Origin of the sequence: Delftia sp. RIT313, from assembly GCF_000632165.1 — a bacterium.
Classification (GTDB): domain Bacteria; phylum Pseudomonadota; class Gammaproteobacteria; order Burkholderiales; family Burkholderiaceae_C; genus Comamonas; species Comamonas acidovorans.
The window spans coordinates 1-20,305 of record NZ_JFYT01000053.1; the positions used below are offsets into that span (position 1 = coordinate 1).

14 protein-coding genes, 1 pseudogene and 1 riboswitch are annotated in these 20,305 nt (G+C 62.8%); of the genes and pseudogenes, 11 read left to right on the forward strand and 4 right to left on the reverse strand.

Going from position 1 to position 20,305, the window contains the following annotated elements; translation table 11 throughout:
* Positions 1 to 327 precede the first annotated feature (327 nt).
* From BW39_RS15685 to BW39_RS32165, 4 genes are all read left to right on the forward strand, one after another.
* A complete protein-coding gene (locus tag BW39_RS15685; RefSeq protein ID WP_043822863.1) occupies positions 328 to 2,652 on the forward strand; it encodes a type I restriction-modification system subunit M in 2,325 nt (774 codons plus the stop codon).
* A 38-nt stretch (positions 2,653 to 2,690) separates the two neighbouring features.
* Positions 2,691 to 3,953 (forward strand): restriction endonuclease subunit S, encoded by a 1,263-nt coding sequence (locus BW39_RS30405; protein ID WP_200871521.1) that lies wholly within the window; start codon positions 2,691 to 2,693, stop codon positions 3,951 to 3,953.
* Positions 3,954 to 3,980: 27 nt separating this feature from the next.
* The gene (locus BW39_RS15690; protein ID WP_043822865.1) at positions 3,981 to 7,256 is read left to right on the forward strand and encodes a type I restriction endonuclease subunit R; all 3,276 of its coding nucleotides are present in this window, start codon (positions 3,981 to 3,983) and stop codon (positions 7,254 to 7,256) included.
* A gap of 221 nt (positions 7,257 to 7,477) precedes the next feature.
* Positions 7,478 to 7,612 (forward strand): hypothetical protein, encoded by a 135-nt coding sequence (locus BW39_RS32165; RefSeq protein ID WP_268749024.1) that lies wholly within the window; start codon positions 7,478 to 7,480, stop codon positions 7,610 to 7,612.
* A 195-nt stretch (positions 7,613 to 7,807) separates the two neighbouring features.
* Here BW39_RS32165 and BW39_RS32245 read toward each other — a convergent pair.
* A pseudogene (locus BW39_RS32245) lies at positions 7,808 to 7,878 on the reverse strand (helix-turn-helix domain-containing protein); the annotation flags it as partial.
* Positions 7,879 to 7,978: 100 nt separating this feature from the next.
* Between BW39_RS32245 and BW39_RS15695 the strand changes: the two are divergent.
* Complete coding sequence (locus tag BW39_RS15695; protein ID WP_043822867.1) at positions 7,979 to 8,389, forward strand: hypothetical protein; 411 nt, start codon at positions 7,979 to 7,981, stop codon at positions 8,387 to 8,389.
* Positions 8,390 to 8,426: 37 nt separating this feature from the next.
* Here BW39_RS15695 and BW39_RS15700 read toward each other — a convergent pair whose 3' ends face one another.
* Positions 8,427 to 8,777, reverse strand: coding sequence for an ArsR/SmtB family transcription factor (locus BW39_RS15700; RefSeq protein ID WP_043822869.1), 351 nt, complete (start codon positions 8,775 to 8,777; stop codon positions 8,427 to 8,429).
* A gap of 263 nt (positions 8,778 to 9,040) precedes the next feature.
* Here BW39_RS15700 and fusA point away from each other — a divergent pair, with 263 nt between their 5' ends.
* Entirely contained in the window at positions 9,041 to 11,143 is a 2,103-nt protein-coding gene (gene fusA / locus BW39_RS15705) for an elongation factor G (protein WP_013803524.1), read from the forward strand.
* Positions 11,144 to 11,582: 439 nt separating this feature from the next.
* Here fusA and BW39_RS15710 read toward each other — a convergent pair whose 3' ends face one another.
* Positions 11,583 to 12,497 carry an inositol monophosphatase family protein gene (locus BW39_RS15710; RefSeq protein ID WP_016453855.1) on the reverse strand — a complete coding sequence of 305 codons (915 nt, stop codon included), beginning with the start codon at positions 12,495 to 12,497 and terminating at the stop codon, positions 11,583 to 11,585.
* 216 nt (positions 12,498 to 12,713) lie between these two features.
* Here BW39_RS15710 and BW39_RS15715 point away from each other — a divergent pair, with 216 nt between their 5' ends.
* The 5 genes from BW39_RS15715 to BW39_RS15735 all read left to right on the forward strand — a co-directional run bounded on the left by BW39_RS15715 (position 12,714) and on the right by BW39_RS15735 (position 18,894).
* The gene (locus tag BW39_RS15715; RefSeq protein WP_043822870.1) at positions 12,714 to 13,523 is read left to right on the forward strand and encodes an RNA methyltransferase; all 810 of its coding nucleotides are present in this window, start codon (positions 12,714 to 12,716) and stop codon (positions 13,521 to 13,523) included.
* A gap of 35 nt (positions 13,524 to 13,558) precedes the next feature.
* Complete coding sequence (gene cysE / locus BW39_RS15720; RefSeq protein WP_017407425.1) at positions 13,559 to 14,383, forward strand: serine O-acetyltransferase; 825 nt, start codon at positions 13,559 to 13,561, stop codon at positions 14,381 to 14,383.
* 63 nt (positions 14,384 to 14,446) lie between these two features.
* Positions 14,447 to 15,109 (forward strand): nitroreductase, encoded by a 663-nt coding sequence (locus tag BW39_RS15725; RefSeq protein WP_012204232.1) that lies wholly within the window; start codon positions 14,447 to 14,449, stop codon positions 15,107 to 15,109.
* Positions 15,110 to 15,172: 63 nt separating this feature from the next.
* A riboswitch (TPP riboswitch) is annotated at positions 15,173 to 15,298 on the forward strand.
* Positions 15,299 to 15,563: 265 nt separating this feature from the next.
* Positions 15,564 to 17,507: a phosphomethylpyrimidine synthase ThiC gene (gene thiC, locus BW39_RS15730; protein WP_012204233.1), complete on the forward strand. Its 1,944-nt coding sequence runs from the start codon at positions 15,564 to 15,566 to the stop codon at positions 17,505 to 17,507.
* A gap of 334 nt (positions 17,508 to 17,841) precedes the next feature.
* Complete coding sequence (locus tag BW39_RS15735) at positions 17,842 to 18,894, forward strand: porin (RefSeq protein ID WP_043822872.1); 1,053 nt, start codon at positions 17,842 to 17,844, stop codon at positions 18,892 to 18,894.
* Between the two features lie 25 nt (positions 18,895 to 18,919).
* On the opposite strand, the gene BW39_RS15740 is transcribed toward BW39_RS15735, so the two are convergent.
* The gene (locus BW39_RS15740) at positions 18,920 to 20,305 is read right to left on the reverse strand and encodes an efflux transporter outer membrane subunit (RefSeq protein WP_043822873.1); all 1,386 of its coding nucleotides are present in this window, start codon (positions 20,303 to 20,305) and stop codon (positions 18,920 to 18,922) included.

The window sequence follows — 20,305 nt, forward strand, 5'->3', positions numbered from 1 at the left end:
GGATTATGGGGTGGGGGTGTGGAGGGAGTGTGTGGGAGCGCAGAGGAGGCTGCAATCGACCTGTTGGTGCTGCTGATCTGCGGCATGCGGCCGGCGGCTATCTGCCGCTGCGCACAGCCAGGTGCGATTCATGCAGATCCCGCATTGGGTGGTCGGGTTCGGACGGCAATGCAGATTTCCTCCCACAGATTCTTGAGCTCGGCATCTGGCAACAGTTCGGGCTTTTTTTGTAGGCCAGTGCCTGTGCATCGGTTCGGAAATCCACCGCTAAGCCCGTGCAATACTCGCCTTCGTAGGGTTGAAACCCCAAGCCCTCGTTCGTAACACATGACCCAAGAAACCAACAACCTCGCCGCCGACCTGTGGGCGCTGGCCGACCTGCTGCGCGGCGACTTCAAGCAGAGCCAATATGGCCGCGTCATCCTGCCTTTTGCGCTGCTGCGCCGCCTGGAGTGCGTGCTGGAGGGCAGCAAGCCCGCTGTGCTGGCTGAAAGCACCAAGGTCGAGAAAATGGCCATTGCCGAAGAGGCCAAAGAAAAGCTGATCCTGCGCGCAGCCGGTGGCCTGAGCTTCTTCAACACCTCGCCCATGGACCTCAGCACCCTGGGCGAGTCGGGCATCAAGGCCAATCTGGAGCGCTACATCCAGTGCTTCTCCAAAGACGCCCGCGAGATTTTTGACCACTTCAAGTTCGCTGAATTCATTGGTTTGCTCAACGATGCCAACCTGCTCTACAAGGTGGTGCAAAAGGTCCGCACCATGGACCTGCACCCCAAGGTCGTTTCCAACCACGACATGGGTCTGGTGTTTGAAGAGCTGATCCGCAAGTTTGCGGAAAGCTCCAACGAGACGGCAGGCGAACACTTCACCCCGCGTGACATCGTGCGCCTCACCACCTCGCTGGTATTCATGGAAGACGATGAAGCCCTCACCAAGCCCGGCATCATCCGCACCATTTACGACCCCACAGCGGGCACGGGCGGCTTTCTCTCGGCGGGCATGGAATATGTGCACGAGCTGAACCCCCAGGCCGTGATGCGCGCCTTTGGCCAGGAGCTCAACCCAGAGAGCTACGCCATCTGCAAGGCCGACATGCTCATCAAGGGGCAAGAGGTCGGCAACATCAAGCTCGGCAACACGCTGTCCAACGACCACCTCTACGCCAGCAAGTTTGACTACATGCTCTCCAACCCACCCTTTGGCGTGGACTGGAAAAAGATCGAAGGCGACATTACCGACGAACACACCCTCAAAGGCTTTGACGGCCGCTTTGGCCCCGGCCTGCCGCGTGTGTCGGATGGCTCGCTGCTGTTTTTGCTGCATCTCATCAGCAAGCTCCGCGATGTGAAAGACGGCGGCTCACGCATCGGCATCATCCTCAATGGCTCGCCGCTGTTCACTGGTGGCGCAGGCTCGGGCGAATCGGAAATCCGCCGCCATATTCTGGAAAGCGACCTGCTCGAAGCCATCGTCGCCCTGCCCACCGACATGTTCTACAACACCGGCATTGCCACCTATGTGTGGGTGCTGTCGAACAAAAAGCGTGCTGAGCGCAAAAGCAAGGTGCAGCTCATCAATGGCACCAACCTCTGCGGCAAGATGCGCAAATCGCTGGGCAGCAAGCGCAATGTGATGGACGAGGCCGACATTGCCACCATCACCCGTTGCTTTGGCCAATTTGAGGTGGTCGAAGCGCAGGCGCTCAACAAACCGGCGGAAGCCAAAAGCAACCGGGGGCGCCCAGCCGCCAACCCCAAGCCCGAAGCCGTCAAAACCTTTGCCAGCAAAATTTTTTCCACGCACGAGTTTGGCTACCGCCGCATCACCATCGAGCGCCCCCTGCGCCTGTCGTGGCAGTTCAGCGATGAACGCATTTCCAGCCTGCGCTTTGAGTCAGGCAACCTGAATGCGGCCATGCAGTGGGTCTACGCCGAGTACGGCCAGCCCTACTGGCAAGACGCTGCCGACTGTGACCTCTATGGCCAGCTGGACGACTACACCGACGAGATACGCGCCCACCTCAAGCGCCACTTTGCCGACCTCAAGGAAAAGCAGATCAAAGACCTGCTCGACACCAAAACCTGGCTGGCGCAAAAGGCTGTGCTGCTCAAAGCCCGCGCCTTGCAAAGTGAAATCGGCAGCGCCCAGCACGACGACTTCAATGCCTATGACGAAGCCATCAAGGCGGCGAGCAAGCGGGCCGGCATCACGCTCGATGCCAAAGAGAAAAAGCAGATCGCCGATGCCGTGAGCTGGAAGAACCCCGCCGCTGAAAAGGTGGTCAAGAAGGTGCACAAAGGCAAAGCCCATCCGCTCTACGGCCTGTTCGCTGTGAACCAGGAGGTCATCGAATACCAGGCCGATGGCGAGCTGCGCGACTTTGAAAACATCGCCCTGGACCCCAGCCGCACGGTGAGTGAAGTCAACGAAGCCTACTTCATCGCCGAAGTGCAGCCCCATGTGACCGATGCGTGGATAGACGCCAGCAAACGCGACGCCAAAGATGGCGAGATCGGCATTGTTGGCTTTGAGATTCCGTTCAACCGCCACTTCTACCAGTACCAGCCGCCACGGCCATTGGAGGAAATTGATGCCGATCTGGATGCCGTGAGCGCCGAGATCATGGCGCTGCTGCGTGAGGTGCATTCGTGAGTCGGTATCAGGCTTATCCAGAGTACAAGGAGTCTGGGGTGAAGTGGCTTGGAGATATACCCGCTCACTGGGATTGCATTCGCCTCAAATTTGTCGCTGATCTGGTTGGTAGGAAGGTGGAGTCGCAGACTACGGAAAAGTATGTTGGCCTTGAGAATGTTCAATCAAACAACGGCAAGTTCATCGCCAAAGAAGACGTAACTCCTGAAGGACTTTCGAGTTCGTTCTCTTGTGGCGATGTCTTATTTGGGAAATTGAGGCCTTATCTTGCCAAATCATGGTTAGCCGATATTTCTGGAATTTGTTCGTCTGAGTTTTTGGTTCTCAAAAGCAAAAAAGTAGATGCTCGATTTTTGAATTACTTCACGCTAACCGAAGAGTTCATCACGCAAGTTGATTCATCGACCTATGGCTCAAAAATGCCGAGAGCGAGTTGGGATTTTATTGGCCTTTTGAGGGTTCCCGTTCCTCAAACAGAGTCGAAAAAAATCGCTGCCTTCCTCGACCACGAAACGGCGAAGATTGATGCCTTGATCGAAAAGCAGCAGCGGCTGATTGAGTTGCTCAAGGAAAAGCGCCAAGCCGTCATCAGCCACGCCGTCACCAAAGGTCTCAACCCCAATGCCCCGATGAAAGACTCCGGCGTGGAGTGGCTAGGCGACGTACCTGCGCATTGGGTCGTTGCAAAACTTTCTTTTAGATATGAAGTGCTTCTTGGGAAGATGCTTGATGACAAGAAAATAACTGGAAACTTCCTTGGCTCTTACTTAAGAAATACGGATGTTCAATGGGACCAAATCAATACTGAAGACCTCCCCCAAATGGATTTCTATCCAAATGAGCAGGATAGGTATTCCGTGAAAAAGCTAGATCTGATTGTTTGTGAAGGCGGTGAGATTGGTCGGTGTGCAATTTGGGGAAATGATGATCCTTGTTTTTATCAAAAGGCCTTACATAGACTTCGCCCACTGAACACTAATTGCGATATGACGAGGTTTATGTTTTATCACCTCTTCAATGCTGTTCACCAAGAGCGATTCATTAGCGGCGCGGGAAAATCAACAATCGCGCACCTTCCCGCAGAATCTTTTAGGCAATTTAGGTTTGCATATCCACCCCTCACTGAGCAAGTCGAGATATCAAACTTTCTCGATGAGCAAAAACTGAAATTTGATGCTTTGGAAATAAAGGCACTGTCCCAAATTTCTTTACTCAAAGAACGCCGCACCGCTCTGATCTCCGCAGCCGTCACCGGCAAGATCGACGTGTGCGACTGGCAAGCTGCCGCCTCACTGATTTAACCCACACAGCCCAATCTCCACCCGACCATGAGCGACCAAGCCACTGAACGCATCTTTCAAGACGACATCATTTGCCAGTTGCTGGCAAATGGCTGGTTGCTAGGCTCACCGGAAAAGTACAACCGCGAACTGGCCTTGTACCCCGAGGATGCGCTGGGCTTTGTGCAAGAGACGCAAGACGCGCAGTGGCAAAGGTTTTGCGCCAACCACCCTAAGGATGCGGAGCAGAAGTTCTTGCAACTGATCGCCGCGCAACTGGGCAAGGCCGACCCCAACGCCACGCACAAAGACAGCCGCACTTTTGGCACGCTGGGGGTGCTGCGCCACGAGCTGCGCGACCGCAATGCGCGCCTGTCGCTGTGCCAGTTCAAGCCCGAGCACGGCCTGAACCCGGACACGCTGGCCCGCTACGCCAAAAACCGCCTGCGCGTGGTGCCGGAGCTGGTGTACAGCCCGTGGTGTACCGAGGCCTGCTTTGCGGAGACAGGTGCCAAGGCCAAGGCGTGGCGCATTGACCTAGTGTTGTTCGTCAACGGCCTGCCGGTGGCCACGCTGGAGCTAAAGAGCGAGTTCAAGCAGGCGGTGGACCGCGCTGTGCGGCAGTACAAAACCACGCGCCTGCCCGTGGACCCGGTGGCCAAGAAGCCGGAGCCGCTGCTAACCTTTAAGCGCGGTGCGCTGGTGCACTTTGCGGTGAGCCAGTACGAGGTGCACATGGCCACCAAGCTGGAGGGGCAGGGCACCTACTTTTTGCCCTTTAACAAAGGCACTGCAGACGGCGGCGCGGGCAACGATGTGCCGCAGGACGTGCACCGCTACGCCACCGATTACCTGTGGAACGAGGTACTGCTGCCAGACAACCTGCTCAACATCCTGGCCCGCTTTGTGCACTTGCAGATTGAAGACAAAGAAGACTGGGAAGGCCGCAAGTACAAGAAGGAAAGCCTGATCTTCCCGCGCTACCACCAGTGGGACGTGGTGGGTAAGCTGTTGGCGGCGGCGCGCACTGAGGGGCCGGGGCAGAAGTACCTGGTTCAGCACAGCGCGGGCTCGGGCAAGTCCAACTCCATCGCCTGGGTGGCGCATCAGCTTTCGTCGCTGTACAAGGCCGACGGCAAAAAGCAGTTTGACTCGGTGATTGTGGTGACCGACCGCACGGTGCTGGACGCGCAGTTGCAAGACACCATCTACCAGTTTGAGCACACCGATGGCGTGGTGGGACGCATCAACAACAAGGAGGGCGATGGTTCCAAGTCTGAAAAGCTGGCCGCAGCCCTGGAGTCTGCCCAGCCCATCATCATCGTCACCATCCAGACCTTTCCGTTTGTATTGAAGGCGATTGAAAACAGCGTGAGCCTGAAGGAGCGCTGCTACGCCATCATTGCGGACGAGGCGCATTCGTCGCAAAGCGGCTCCACGGCGCGGCAGCTCAAAGAGGTGCTGATGAAAGACGCTGGGCAAGAGGATGACGAGCTGGATAGCGACGACATCATTGCCGCCACGGTGGCGTCGCGCCGCGCATCGGGCAACCTGAGCTACTTTGCTTTTACCGCCACGCCCAAGGCCAAGACGCTGGAGCTGTTTGGCCGCGTGCCGCGCCCGGACGAGGTGCCTTCCGCCACCAACAAGCCAGCGGCGTTCCACGTGTACAGCATGCGGCAGGCGATTGAGGAGGGCTTCATCCTCGACGTGTTGAAGAACTACACCAACTACAAGGTGGCTTACAAGCTGGCCCTGAAGGTGCAGGATGCCGATGTCGAGGTGGAAAGCAAGCGCGCCAAGGTGAAGCTGAACCAATGGGTGCGCCTGCATGACCACAACATTGCCCAGAAGGTGATGGTGATCGTGGAGCACTTCAAAGACAACGTGATGGGCTTGCTGGGCGGGCAGGCCAAGGCCATGGTGGTGACCAGCTCGCGCAAGGAGGCGGTGCGCTACAAGCAGTGTTTCGATAAGTACATAACGGAGAAGGGCTACCAGAAGATTCACGCCATGGTGGCGTTTTCGGGTGAGGTGGAGTTCACCGACAAAGACCCGGCTGCGGCGGGCCAGATGGGCGAGAAGTTCACCGAGACGAATATGAACCCGAACCTCAAGGGCCGCGACATGCGCAAGGCTTTCGATTCGGACGACTACCAGGTGATGATCGTCGCCAACAAGTTCCAGACTGGGTTTGACCAGCCCAAGCTGTGCGCCATGTATGTGGACAAGAAGCTGGTCGGGGTGGAGTGCGTGCAGACGCTGTCGCGCCTGAACCGCACCTACCCCAACAAGGCCGAGACGGGCACCTATGTGTTGGACTTCTTCAATGAGTCGAATGAGATTCTGGAGGCGTTTCAGCCGTACTACCAGACGGCGGAGCTGCTGGATGTGTCGGACCCGAACCTGATCTTTGCGCTGCAGGACAAGCTGCGGGCAGGGGGCATTTTTACGTGGCAGGAAGTGGAGCAGTTCTGCGCGGCGTTTTATGTGAAGAACAAGAGCAACGCGGCCATTGCCAACATTTGCAAGCCGGCGGTGCAACGCTGGCAGCTGCGCTACAAATCAGCGGTGGAGGCGTTCAAGATCGCCAAGGACATGTTTGAACGCACCCAGAAGACGGGCGATGCCGTACTGATTGCGAACGCCGAGAAAAGCCTGAAGGAATGCCAGAAGGAAAAGGACGCGCTCGAAATCTTCAAGAAAGACCTGGGCACCTTTGTGCGGTTTTACGAGTTCATGTCGCAGATCGTGGATTACGACGATACCGACTTGGAAAAGCTGAGCCTGTACGCGCGCAGCCTGCGGCCCATGCTGCGCGAAACCTTGCTGGACGAAGACGACATTGACCTGGGCAACGTGGTGCTCAGCCACTACCGCGTGGCCAAGATCCGCCAACAGGATCTGGTGCTGAAAGAAAACAGCGCAGAGTACAAGCTGGTGCCCGGCGAAGGCCTGGGCACGGCTAAGCCGCAGGACAAGAAGGAAGAGTTCCTGTCGCAGATCATCGACCGCCTGAACGAGGTGTTTGTGACCGACCAGCTCACCGACAAGGACATGGTGAACTACGCCTATACGATCCGCGACAAGGTGGGCGAGAACATTAAGGTGATGAAGCAGATCGAGAACAACTCGCCCGAACAGGCCATGCTAGGCGACTTCTCCAAGGCGATAGACGATGCCATCATGGACAGCAGTGAAGCCCATCAGAACCAGATGATGCAGTTGCTGGCCGATCCAGGCAAAGCGGCCAACTTTGCGCGGGTTGTGTTTGATCTGCTGGTGCAGGGTAATCCCCCCAATTTCCACCGTTACGAGAAGTAGAGCGGTTACGCGTGCAGGTCCAATCGCTGATTTTGGGTAGTGCCGCCCAAGGTTATGTGGGGGCGGTCGTGATGTGTTTTCACATTGATCTAGCACGCCCGCTGCATGGCAACGACATTCGTCACGCTGCCATCAGCCATACCTTGCTGTAGCGCCAAGCGGGTGGCCGCCTAGAGCCGCTCAATAGATCGAGCCCCCACCTCGGCAGGAAACGCAGAGAAATGCCCACATCCTCCGAGCTTTTCATCAGAACCAAGCAAAGTGCCAAGTACCGTCACTCGCTTTCCGTGCCATCGCTGAAGCTGCACATCGTTGAACTGAAGGTCGCCTGGACCGGCGCTCAGCCACACACTTGACGGTTCGCGTGGGCCCCCATCTTTCGCTACGCGGCGTTCCGACAGTGGGAAGTGGTCCAGAGTCGTCCCCTCGAACTCGAATCGCAAGATGCCCACCAAGCAGATGTCTTTGCCGACCAAGTTTTCCAGTTGATCAAGCACGGCATTTACGGAAAGCACAGATTTCATACAAGTTGGAAGCTGGGTTGAAGGTCTGATGGTCGGCATGTGCTACCCCGCTCCACCTTGCCCATGTGCGAACGCTCGATATCAGCAAGGTTAGCCAGCGGTGGCTAGCTGCTGAAGCTTGCGCTGATCGATTGCGCCGCAGCCATGAGTTAAAGAAAACGTGGTCCCGTTCTCCCCGCGAATCAAGAATTGTGAGCCATGACTCACGCACACCCAGGTTCATTTGAGCAACGAACCTTCGCCACCACTCCCCAACCCAACCTCGAAGACCTGGCCATCGACGCCGTCTTGCACCTTGGCGCCGCGCTGGACGTTCTGGATCTGCACGCCCGCCACAACATCACGGCCATCAACTGCGTGTGCCGCGACCTGCTGCGCATCTACTACGCCAAGGCCGATCAGGCGCAGTCGCTGGAGCCGCAGGACAAGGAACTGCTGGGCCTGCTGCACGACACAGCGGTGGATTTAGGCTATGCCGTCGATGTGGTGGACCATCTGAATGGCGACGAGGCCGACGACCCCATCCTCTATGCCGTGAGCTATCTGCTCAAGGCGGCCAAGCGGTTTGCGGATGAGGGCGTTGCTGTGGGGCTTGCTGTGAAGGGGTAGGGCGCAGGGCTGCCGCCTGCGTTGCAGGGGCGGGGCTTCAAGGGCAGGGTTTGAGGTGCACCGCCGTGGCTTGCTCGGTGAGCGGGTCTTCGGCCAGGGCCTGCAGCAGCGCGTCCAGCAGGCCGGGAAAGCGTGCGTCCAGGTCTTCGCGGCGCAGGGAGAGCAGGTTCTCGCGACCATCGGGGCGCTGCCAGATCACGCCGCTGTCGCGCAGCACGCGCCAGTGGTGGGTCATGGTGGATTTGGACTGGCCCTGCAAGAGCGAGCCGCAGGCGCGCTCATGGCCTGCGGCCAGCGCGCGCACCACGGCCAGGCGCAGGGGGTTGCCCAGGGCGTTGAGCAGGTTTTCCAGGCGTATCTGTTCGCGGTCGGGGTGGTTGGCAAGCATGAATCGTCCAGTCGATGGGGCGCCACTGTGCCATGGAAGCAATGCCGCACGTCGCTGATGCGGCGTGGCGCGGGCAGTTATCTGGCAGACAGGGGCATGGCGTGGTGAAAACATGAATCGTTCTGCAAGAAGTTGCGGAAGATAGTACGATTGTCTTCGTACATTCCAATTGTCATCAACCCTCATTCAACCCCCGCGAGAATCCGACCCTTCGAACCGGCAGATCACGCACTTACGCTTTCGCAGCACCCAGGAGTCCTTTCATGGCCCGCCACACCCCCATAGAACGCTATCGCAACATTGGTATCTCCGCGCACATCGATGCCGGCAAGACCACCACGACCGAGCGCATCCTGTTCTACACCGGGGTGAGCCACAAGCTGGGCGAGGTGCACGAGGGCGCCGCCATCATGGACTGGATGGAGCAGGAGCAGGAGCGCGGCATCACCATCACCTCGGCGGCCACCACCTGCTTCTGGAAGGGCATGGACGGCCGCTTTGACCAGCACCGCATCAACATCATCGACACCCCGGGCCACGTGGATTTCACCATCGAGGTGGAGCGTTCCATGCGCGTGCTCGACGGCGCCGTCATGGTCTATGACGCCGTGGGCGGCGTGCAGCCGCAGTCCGAGACGGTCTGGCGCCAGGCCAACAAGTACAAGGTGCCGCGCCTGGCCTTCGTCAACAAGATGGACCGCACGGGCGCGGATTTTCTGCGCGTGCGGCAGATGATGATCGACCGCCTTAAGGCCAACCCGGTGCCCATCGTGCTGCCCATTGGCGCGGAGCAGCAGTTCACCGGAGTGGTGGACCTGCTCAAGATGAAGGCCATCATCTGGGACGAGGCCACGCAGGGCATGAAGTTCGAGTACCAGGAGATTCCCGCAGCCATGGTGGCAGACGCCAAGAAGTGGCGCGAGTCCATGGTGGAGGCGGCTGCCGAGGCCAGCGAAGACCTGATGAACCGCTACCTGGAAGAGGGCGACCTGCCCGAGGCCGACATCCTGCGCGGCCTGCGCCTGCGCACCATTGCGGGCGAGATCCAGCCCATGCTGTGCGGCTCGGCCTTCAAGAACAAGGGTGTGCAGCGCCTGCTGGACGCCGTGGTCGAACTCATGCCTTCCCCGCTGGAAGTGCCGCCCGTGGAAGGCCATGCGGAAGACGGCTCCATCATCGTGCGCCATGCCGATGACAGCGAGAAGTTCTCTGCCCTGGCCTTCAAGCTGATGACCGACCCCTTCGTGGGCCAGCTCACCTTTGTGCGCGTGTACTCGGGCGTGCTCAACAAGGGCGACAGCGTGCTCAACTCCGTCAAGGACAAGAAGGAGCGCATTGGCCGCATCGTGCAGATGCATGCCAATGAACGCCTGGAGGTCGATGAAATCCACGCCGGCGACATTGCCGCCTGCGTGGGCCTGAAGGACGTGACCACGGGCGAGACCCTGTGCGACCCGTCCGCGCCCATCGTGCTGGAGAAGATGGTCTTCCCCGAGCCCGTGATCGCCCAGGCCGTGGAGCCCAAGTCCAAGGCCGACCAGGAAAAGATGGGCATTGCCCTGTCGCGCCTGGCGGCCGAAGACCCGTCCTTCCGCGTGCGCACCGATGAGGAATCGGGCCAGACCATCATCGCCGGCATGGGCGAGCTGCACCTGGAAATCATCGTGGACCGCATGAAGCGCGAGTTCAACGTGGAAGCCAATGTGGGCAAGCCCCAGGTGGCCTACCGCGAGACCATCCGCAAGAAAGTCACCGACGTGGACGGCAAGTTCGTGCGCCAGTCCGGCGGCAAGGGTCAGTACGGCCATGTGGTCTTCACGGTGGAGCCCCAGGAACCCGGCAAGGGTTTCGAGTTCGTCGACGCCATCAAGGGCGGCGTGGTGCCGCGCGAGTACATCCCTGCGGTGGAAAAGGGCGTGGTAGAGGCATTGACCAGCGGCGTGCTGGCCGGCTACCCCGTGGTGGACGTCAAGGTCACGCTGACCTTCGGCTCGTACCACGATGTGGACTCCAACGAAATGGCCTTCAAGATGGCGGCCATCTTCGGCTTCAAGGAAGCTGCCAGGAAGGCCAGCCCCGTCATCCTGGAACCCATGATGGCCGTGGAAGTCGAGACGCCCGAAGACTACGCCGGCACCGTCATGGGCGACCTGTCCTCGCGGCGCGGCATGGTGCAGGGCATGGACGACATGGCCGGCGGCGGCAAATCCATCAAGGCCGAAGTGCCCCTGTCCGAAATGTTCGGCTACGCCACCTCCCTGCGCTCGCAAACGCAAGGCCGTGCCACCTACTCCATGGAGTTCAAGCACTACGCCGAAGCACCGCGCAACGTGGCCGAGGCCGTGATCAACGCACGCGCGAGGTAAAAGAGGCGGCAAACGTGCAGTGGGCAGCATGCTGCCCCTGACCCTGGCCCTGACCCCCTCTCACCCCTCCCGTATGTCCACGCCTGCGTCGGGCCGCCTGCGGGGTTGCAGTCCTGCCGAAGGACAGGACTGCTTCGTCAACTGACTCGCCGTGATGTTTGAGTGAAGCGCGCAGCGCGCAACGAGTTTCACGGCGAACCCCGCAGGCGGCCCGGCGCAGGTTGCCCGCAGCGAAGCGAAGGGACGTGGGCATTCGGGTCGCCTTTTCTTGGCCTACGTTCTTTTGGCGAAGCAAAAGAAGGTAGGTCGGCCGCCGGGCCGAGACCCGGCCTCGAAAAGCAACCCCCCGCAGGGTCAAAAACAAAGTACCCAAATCCACGCCCAATGAAAAACAGCCCCTAGAAGGAGCTGTTTTAAAGAGAGACAGGAGAAGCCGAAATCAGGCCTCAGGCTGCTGCTCAGATTCAGCAGCCTCAGCCTCAGCAGCCGGAGCCGCCTCACCCGAATCCGCCAAAGCCTGCCGCACACCAGCCTTCTCACCAGCCGAAGCAAACTTGCTGTACTTGCCAACGATGCCGACCAGCGCGCCATAAATGCGCGGATTGCCCGCCAGGCATTCCTTCTGCTCCAGGAAATCCGCCTCGCCCGTGAAGTTGCCGACCAGGCCACCGGCCTCGGTCACCAGCAGGCTGCCAGCGGCCACGTCCCAGATCTGCAGGCCGCTTTCGAAGAAGCCATCGGCAAAGCCGGCTGCCACGTAGGCCAGGTCCAGCGCGGCGGCACCGGGGCGGCGCACGCCTGCGGTTTCCTGCATCACGTCGCCCAGCATGTTCATGTACTGCTTGAAGTTGTCGCCACGGCGGAAGGGGAAGCCGGTGGAGATCAGGCTGTCCTTGAGCTGGATGCGCTTGGACACGCGGATGCGGCGGTCATTCAGGTAGGCACCGCGGCCGCGCGTGGCCGTGAACAGGTCGTTGCGCGAGGGGTCGTACACCACGGCGTGCTCCACCTTGCCCTTGAAGGACAGGGCAATGCTCACGCAGTACACGGGGAAGCCGTGGATGAAGTTGGTGGTGCCGTCCAGCGGATCGATGATCCAGACGTAGTCGGAGTTCTTGGCGCCGAACTCGTTGCCCGATTCCTCGGCCAGGATGCCGTGGCCCGGGTAGGCGCCCAGCAAGGTTTCGATGATGGCCTGCTCGGCCGCCTTGTCCACCTCGGTCACAAAGTCGTTGACCTGCTTTTGTGCGACACGCACGGATTCCACGTCAAGAGCCGCGCGGTTGATGATGGCGCCGGCGGCGCGTGCGGCCTTGATGGCCACGTTGAGCATGGGATGCAGGTTGGTCGACATAGATTGTGAGGCGTTGGCGGAGCAGCGGCTGTGCAAGGAGAGGACGGTCCTCTCTGGCAAAAGCAGGCTGTTTGACGCGGGTAAGAACGGAAAAAGCCGCGTCCGGCGATGCGGGGCGGCGACAATAGCGCGCAATTTTACCCGCCTTGTCCGTTTTGTGCTGCGCAACCTGTCCCGTCTTGGGGGCTCTGCCGGCGCCGGCAGGCCAGCGACGCCATGAAAACCCGATTCGTACTGATAGAAACCAGCCACGCCGGCAATGTGGGCGCCGCCGCCCGCGCCCTGAAGACCATGGGCTTTGACGACCTGGTGCTGGTGCGCCCGCGCTGGCCCAACGTGCTGCGCAAGGAAGAGACCATCCAGCGGGCCAGCGGCGCGCTGGACGTGCTGGGCAATGCGCGCGTGGTCGAGACGCTGGAGGAGGCGCTGGACGGCATCAGCCACCTGTGCGCCACGGCCATGACGCCGCGCGACTTCGGCCCGCCCACGCGCACGCCGCGCCAGCATTTCGAGCTGCTGCTCAGCGGGGCGCTGGATGTGCTGGCGGCGCCCGATGAGGCGGCGCCGCCCGCCGATGCATCCGTGCCGTCACCGGCTCCCGCGCCGCGCTGCAACCAGTCCGGCGTGGCCTTCCTGTTCGGCTGCGAGCGCTTCGGCATGAGCAACGACGATGTCTACCGCAGCGATGTGGCGCTGTCGATTCCGTCCAATCCGCAGTTTGGCTCGCTGAACCTGGGGGCAGCCATCCAGGTGGTGGCCTACGAATGGCGCCAGGCGCTGGGCGGCTTTCCCGTGGTGGAGCACACGCCCGCGCCGCAGCGCGCCGACGCGGCCCAGGTGGCCGGCATGCTGGGCCATTGGGAGCAGGCGCTGGCGCATATCGGCTTTCTCGATCCGGCTGCGCCCAAGAAGCTGATGCCGCGCCTCAACCAGCTTTTCAACCGCTCGCAACTGACCGCCGAGGAAATCCACATCCTGCGCGGTGTTGCGAAGGCCATGCTGCAGAGCACCCCACCGAAACGCTAGACTGAGCGGTCTTGTCAACAATAACCAGCCCCTAGATGCTTGACCGCCTGCGCTCCGATATCCAGTGCATCCTCGACCGCGACCCTGCGGCACGCAGCACCTGGGAGGTCATCACCTGTTATCCGGGTCTTCATGCGATCTGGCTGCAGCGCCCGGCGCACTGGTGCTGGAACCATGGCCTCAAGTGGCTGGGGCGCTTCATCTCGCACATCGGCCGCTGGCTCACCGGCATCGAGATCCACCCCGGCGCCGTCATCGGCGAGCGCGTCTTCATCGACCACGGCATGGGCGTCGTCATCGGCGAGACGGCCGTGGTCGGCGACGGCTGCACCATCTACCACGGCGTGACCCTGGGCGGCACCTCGCTGTACAAGGGCGCCAAGCGCCATCCCACGCTGGGCCGCGACGTGGTGGTCAGCGCGGGCGCCAAGGTGCTGGGCGGCTTCGAGGTGGGCGACGGCGCCAAGATCGGCAGCAATGCCGTGGTCATCAAGCCCGTGCCCGCAGGCGCCACGGCCGTGGGCATTCCGGCGCGCATCATCGCCAGCAAGAACGGCCACAGCGCCGATGTGACCGAGCACGACCTGGCATCGGCCAAGGCCGAGTCCATCAAGGTCCCGTCGGCCGCCGCACCCCAGCCGTTCACGGCCTACGGCATCACCCAGGAAATGGACCCCGTGGCCCAGGCCATGCGCGGCCTGAGCGACGGCGCGGCCGCGCATGAGCAGCAGATCGCGCTGCTGTGGGAGGCCATTGCCAAGCTCTCGGCCGGCAGCAAGGTGGGCGACTGCGTGCCCTGCGAGTCCGAGCGCCCGCAGGCCTTCCAGAAGGACAAGATCGACCAGATCATGGGCAAGTAGGCCTGCACAAGATCACCAAAGATCCCCCAAGATCCCCCAAGAAGACCGGAGACCCCGACCAGCATGAACGTTGAACAGGCCTTGCATGCGCGCCGCTCCGTGCGCGCCTTCCTGCCCCAGTCGCCCGATGCGGCGCTGGTGCGCTCCCTGATGGAACAGTCGGCACAAGCGGCCTCGGGCGGCAACCTGCAGCCCTGGCGCGTGCTGGCGCTGACGGGCGAGCCGCTGCAGCAGCTGCTCACCGCCGTTGCCGAAGCCGAGCCCCAGGACGCCCAGCCCGGCCTGTCCTACCCGCCCAATCTCTGGGAGCCCTACCGCAGTCGGCGCTTTGCCAATGGTGAGGAGCTGTACCAGTCGCTGGGCATTCCGCGCGACGACAAGCCCGCGCGGCTGGAGCAGCTGGCGCGCAATGGCCAGTTCTTCGGCGCGCCCGTGGGCCTGATCGTGGCCGTGGACGAACGCATGGGCCTGCCGCAGTGGGTGGACCTGGGCATCTACCTGCAGTCCTTCATGCTGCTGGCCTGTGCCAATGGCCTGGCGACCTGCGCCCAGGGCTTCTGGCGCCGCTACAACGACGCCGTGACTCAGGCGCTGGCGCTGCCCGAGGGCTACCACGTGGCCTTCGGCATTGCGCTGGGCTACGAGGACAAGGACGCCCCCATCAACGGCTGGCGCGCCACGCGCGCACCGGTGGCCGAATGGGCGCAGATGCGCGGCTTCGACTGAGCAGGGCTTTCAGGCCCCTGGGCAAACCCGCAGGGCAAGGGCGCCTTGCCATCCCCTATACTGCGCTCTGCTCCGGGGTGTGCTGATGCACTGAGATGCCAACCGGTCCATGCGCTGCATGGGCCAGGCGGCGAACCCGACGAACTTGATCCGGTTGATACCGGCGGAAGAAGAGCGGGACCCTGAAGCGGGGCCGAAGTCAGAGGATGGAAGTCCGCCACGGCGGATACACGCAGGGCCGCAACGGCCAGGCAGGCCACCATCCAACGCACATCGGCCCTTGCCAACCAAGGCTGCTCGTGCGCCTTGGCGTGCGTGGCAACCAGGGGCCAAGGCCATACGGCCCTGGCAGGCCCACACTGGCATAGCCCGGTGCGCGGCCTTTGGCACAGCCCAAGGAGTGTCCGGTTCCCGGAGCGTTGTTGATCGACGCTTTGAACGCAAGGAACCCGACATGAACGCTCCCGATTCCATCTTCACCCCCGCAGCCGGCGAAGCTCCAGACGCACAGCGTTTTTCCGACCTGCTGGCGCAGTCGCGCAAGCCGTTCCCGGCCTCCACCAAAAGCTATCTACAAGGCAGCCTGCACAGCGGTCTCAACGTGCCCGTGCGCGATATCCAGCTGACCAATGGCGAGCAGGTCAGCGTCTATGACACCTCGGGCCCCTACACCGATCCGGCCGTGGCCATCGACGTGCGCAGCGGCCTGCCGGGCGTGCGCAATGCCTGGATCGAGTCGCGCGGCGACAGCGAGTACTACGCCGGCCGCCTGCGCCAGGCCCTGGACGACGGCGGCAAGCGCGGCGAGGAAGACGAGCGCGTGGCCCGCCTGCGGGCCGAGGCCGCTTCGCTGCAGCGCCAGCCGCGCCGCGCCAAGAGCGGTGGCAACGTCACCCAGATGCACTACGCGCGCAAGGGCATCATCACGCCCGAGATGGAATACGTGGCCCTGCGCGAGAACGGCCGCCGCGAATGGATGGCCGAGTACCAGCAGGACGCCGCGCGCGAGGCGCGCCTGGCCGGCAACGGCCTGGGCGCCGCCATCCCCAAGATCATCACGCCCGAATTCGTGCGCGACGAAGTGGCGCGCGGCCGCGCCATCATCCCGGCCAACATCAACCACCCCGAGATCGAGCCCATGGCCATCGGGCGCAACTTCAAGGTCAAGATCAACGCCAACATCGGCAACTCGGCCGTGACCTCCAGCATCGAGGAAGAGGTCGAGAAGCTGGTCTGGGCCATCCGCTGGGGTGCGGACAACGTGATGGACCTGTCCACGGGCAAGAACATCCACACCACGCGCGACTGGATCATCCGCAACTCGCCCGTGCCCATCGGCACCGTGCCCATCTACCAGGCGCTGGAAAAAGTGGGCGGCATCGCCGAGGACCTGACCTGGCCCATCTTCCGCGACACCCTGATCGAGCAGGCCGAGCAGGGCGTGGACTACTTCACCATCCACGCCGGCGTGCGCCTGGCCTACATCCACCTCACGGCCCAGCGCCGCACGGGCATCGTCTCGCGCGGCGGCTCCATCATGGCCAAGTGGTGCATGGCCCACCACCGCGAGAGCTTCCTGTACGAGCACTTCGAGGATATCTGCGACATCATGAAGCAGTACGACGTCAGCTTCTCGCTGGGCGACGGCCTGCGCCCCGGCAGCGCCTCGGACGCCAATGACGAAGCCCAGTTTGCCGAACTCAAGACCCTGGGCGAGCTGACCCAGCTGGCCTGGAAGCACGACGTGCAGACCATGATCGAAGGCCCCGGCCACGTGCCCATGCACATGATCCAGGCCAACATGACCGAGCAGCTCAAGCACTGCCACGAGGCGCCGTTCTACACCCTGGGCCCGCTGACCATCGACATCGCGCCCGGCTACGACCACATCGCCAGCGCCATCGGCGCGGCCATGATCGGCTGGTTCGGCACCGCCATGCTGTGCTACGTCACGCCCAAGGAACACCTGGGCCTGCCCGACCGCGACGACGTCAAGCAGGGCATCATCGCGTACAAGATCGCCGCCCACGCCGCCGACGTCGCCAAGGGCCACCCCGGCGCCCGCGCCCGCGACGACGCGCTGAGCCAGGCCCGCTTCGACTTCCGCTGGCAGGACCAGTTCAACCTGGGCCTGGACCCCGACACCGCCCAGGCCTACCACGACGAAACCCTGCCCAAGGACAGCGCCAAGGTGGCGCACTTCTGCTCCATGTGCGGCCCCAAGTTCTGCTCCATGAAGATCACCCAGGAAGTGCGCGAATTCGCCGCTGCCAAGGGCGTGGCCGAGCAGGAAGGCATTGCCGCCGGAATGCAGGCCAAGGCCGAGGAATTCAACCGCGCGGGCGGGGAGTTCTATATCCCCATCGTGGCGGCCAGCAGCGATACGACGGCGCGTTGATCGCGCGGCATTGAGCCGATCCGGGCTGCGTGCAATGCGCGGCCCGGTGGCCGCCGTGGATGGCGCGGCGGCCTTTCCTTGGGAAAACACCTAGCGGTCCGTGATGGCTGAGGATCAGTCCGTCGCCGAATCGTTTATCTCCAGCCACCTTCTCCCACCGAGAATTCCATGGCCAGCCGTTACCGGCGTTGCCCCGCAGGCTTCGCAGGCACAAGAACAAGAACGCGCTGACTGCACGGCCGCAGTTTTCACGCGTGGCCGGCAAGGATTTCAGTACGCCCTGGCCCTCGTGGCGAGGGCTTTCGCCAACTGGCAATCGGGAGGAGGAGACGACATGGCTAGAAGAACCATTCAATGGCTGGGCACGGCGCTTGCATTTGGCACGGCCCTGGCGGCCCAGGCCCAGAGTTCGGTCACGCTCTATGGGCGTGTGGTCGCGGGGGTGGACTACCAGAGCAATGTGTACGACCCGGCCACGGGGGGCTCTGGCAATCTGTGGCGGGCCGTGGGCAACCAGTGGGGCACGAGCATGCTGGGTTTCAAGGGGGAGGAGGACCTGGGCGGCGGGCTGCACGCGCTGTTCACGCTGGAGTCGGGCTTCAGCATCGACGATGCCAGGTTCAACGGCGCAGGTTTCTTCAACCGCCGCACCTTCGTGGGCCTGCGCAGCGGCTGGGGCACGCTGAAGCTGGGCAAGGACCTGTCGATCTCGGATGCGCACTGGGCGCTGGACCCAACGGGCCAGCAGTTCATCGGCTCGGCCACGCTGGTTCGGGGGCGCAACTGGGGCGGGCATGACAACATGATCTCGTACGAAACGCCCAGCTGGGGCGGCCTGCGCGTGCTGGCGCTGACCGGCCTGGGCGAGCAGCCGCAGGGCGCATCGCGGCTGCGCAAGGATGCGCTGTCCGTGTCCTATACCGCGCCCACGTTCGAGTTGCGCGCCATCTACGACGTGGCCCGCGATGCCAATGGCCGCTTCAGCGATCTCTACACCACCTCCCGCAACCTGACGCTGGGCGGCACGGTGACGCTGTCCGCGCTCAAGCTGTTCGCGGGCTATGAGCAGCTGTCCGCGCCCGACAGCGCGGCCGGCGTGCCCAACAAGGCGCGGCAGTACTGGATGGGCGCGCGCTACAAGGTGTCAGGCCCGCTGACGCTGATCGGGGCGGGCTACCGCACCACGGTCAACAACGGCGGCGGCAGCGCCAACCTGTTCATGGCGGGCGCCGACTACGCGCTGTCCAAGCGCACGCTGCTGTACGCCAGCGTGGGCAATGTGCGCAATGGCGGCAATGCGAACTTCTCGGTGGAGACCACCAACAACAACCCGGCGCCGGGCGGCAGCCAGACCGGCTTCTACGTAGGCATGGCGCATTCGTTCTGACTCTGGCGGACCCTGGGTGGTGGCTTCAGGAAGCCGGCCACCCTCCGCCTAGCGCCTTGTGCAGCGTGAGCTGGTTCTGCAGGCGTGCCAGGTGCAGCGCGGACAGGGCCAGCTGCGCTGCGCGGCGGCGCTCCTGGGCGTCCAGCCAGGTGCGCAGCGGCACCTGGCCGGCGCGGTAGCGCGCCTCGTACAGCCGCGTGATTTCCACGGATTCCTGCGTGGCGCGCTGCTGGGCCTCTTCCTGGCGGGCCAGTTCGGTGCGGGCGGACAGGGATTTTTCCGTTTCGGCCAACGCGGCGTAAAGCGTTTTGCGGAAGTTGACCACCGCCTCTTCGTACTGGCTGCGTGCAATGGCGGTGTTCAGCCGCATCTCGCGCACATTGAGAAACGGCAGGGCCAGGTTGGCGCCCAGGGCCGCCACGGGATTGGCCAGCACATCAAGCAGGGTGCTGCTGGAGGTGCCCAGGCTGCCGGTGAGCGATAGCCGGGGGTAGTAGCTGGTGGCCGTGGCATCGCTGCCGGCCAGGGCGCCGCGCAGCCGCAGTTCGGCGGCGCGCAGGTCGGGGCGGCGCCCCAGCAGATCGGCGGGCAGGCCCGCCTGCACGGCGGGCAGGTCGGCCACGGGCAGCGCCAGGGGCTCGCCACCGGGCGGCTCGGCGCCCTGCAGCAGTTCGGCCAATGCCTGGCGCAGTTCGGCGCGGGCCTGGGTGTATTGGCTCAGCAGGGCCTGCTGCTCGGCCAGGGCCTGCCGGGCCTCGCGCAGCTCCAGGCCGGACACTGCGCCGCTGCGGTACTGGGCCTGCACCAGGTCGATGGTGCGGCGCACGTACTCCAGGCTTTGGCGTGACATGTCCAGGCGCTCGTTGGCCAGCGCCAGCTGCCAGTACAGGCTGGCCGTGGTGGTGGTCAGCGACAGCGCCACGGCATCCCTGTCCTGCACGCTGGCCTGTGCTTCGAAGACGGCGGCATCGCGCTGCGCGCCCAGCCGGTCGAACAGGTCCAGCTCCCAGGCCACGCCCAGTGTGGCGCTGGCGTTCTCCAGGGTGCTGCGCTGGCTGCCCGACAGCGGGCGGCTGGCGCCCGTGCCTACGCTGCCGCTGGGCTGGGGCAGCAGCGCATGGCCTGCCAGTTGCGCCTGCAGCGCGGCACGCCGCACGCGGATGCCGGCCGTGGCCATGTCAGGATTGCGCGCCAGCGCCAGGTCAATCCAGGCATCGAGCCGTGGATCGGCGAAGCCGCGCCACCAGGCATCGGTCATGGGCGTGGGCGTGGCTGTCGGGGACGATGCCTGCGCATGTTCGAACTGCGCGGGCAGCGCCACCTGTGGCGCTTCGTAGGGGGTGCGCGTGATGGCGCCGCAGCCCGCAAGGGCCACGGCGCATGCCAGCGCGCTGGTCTTGAGCATATGCAT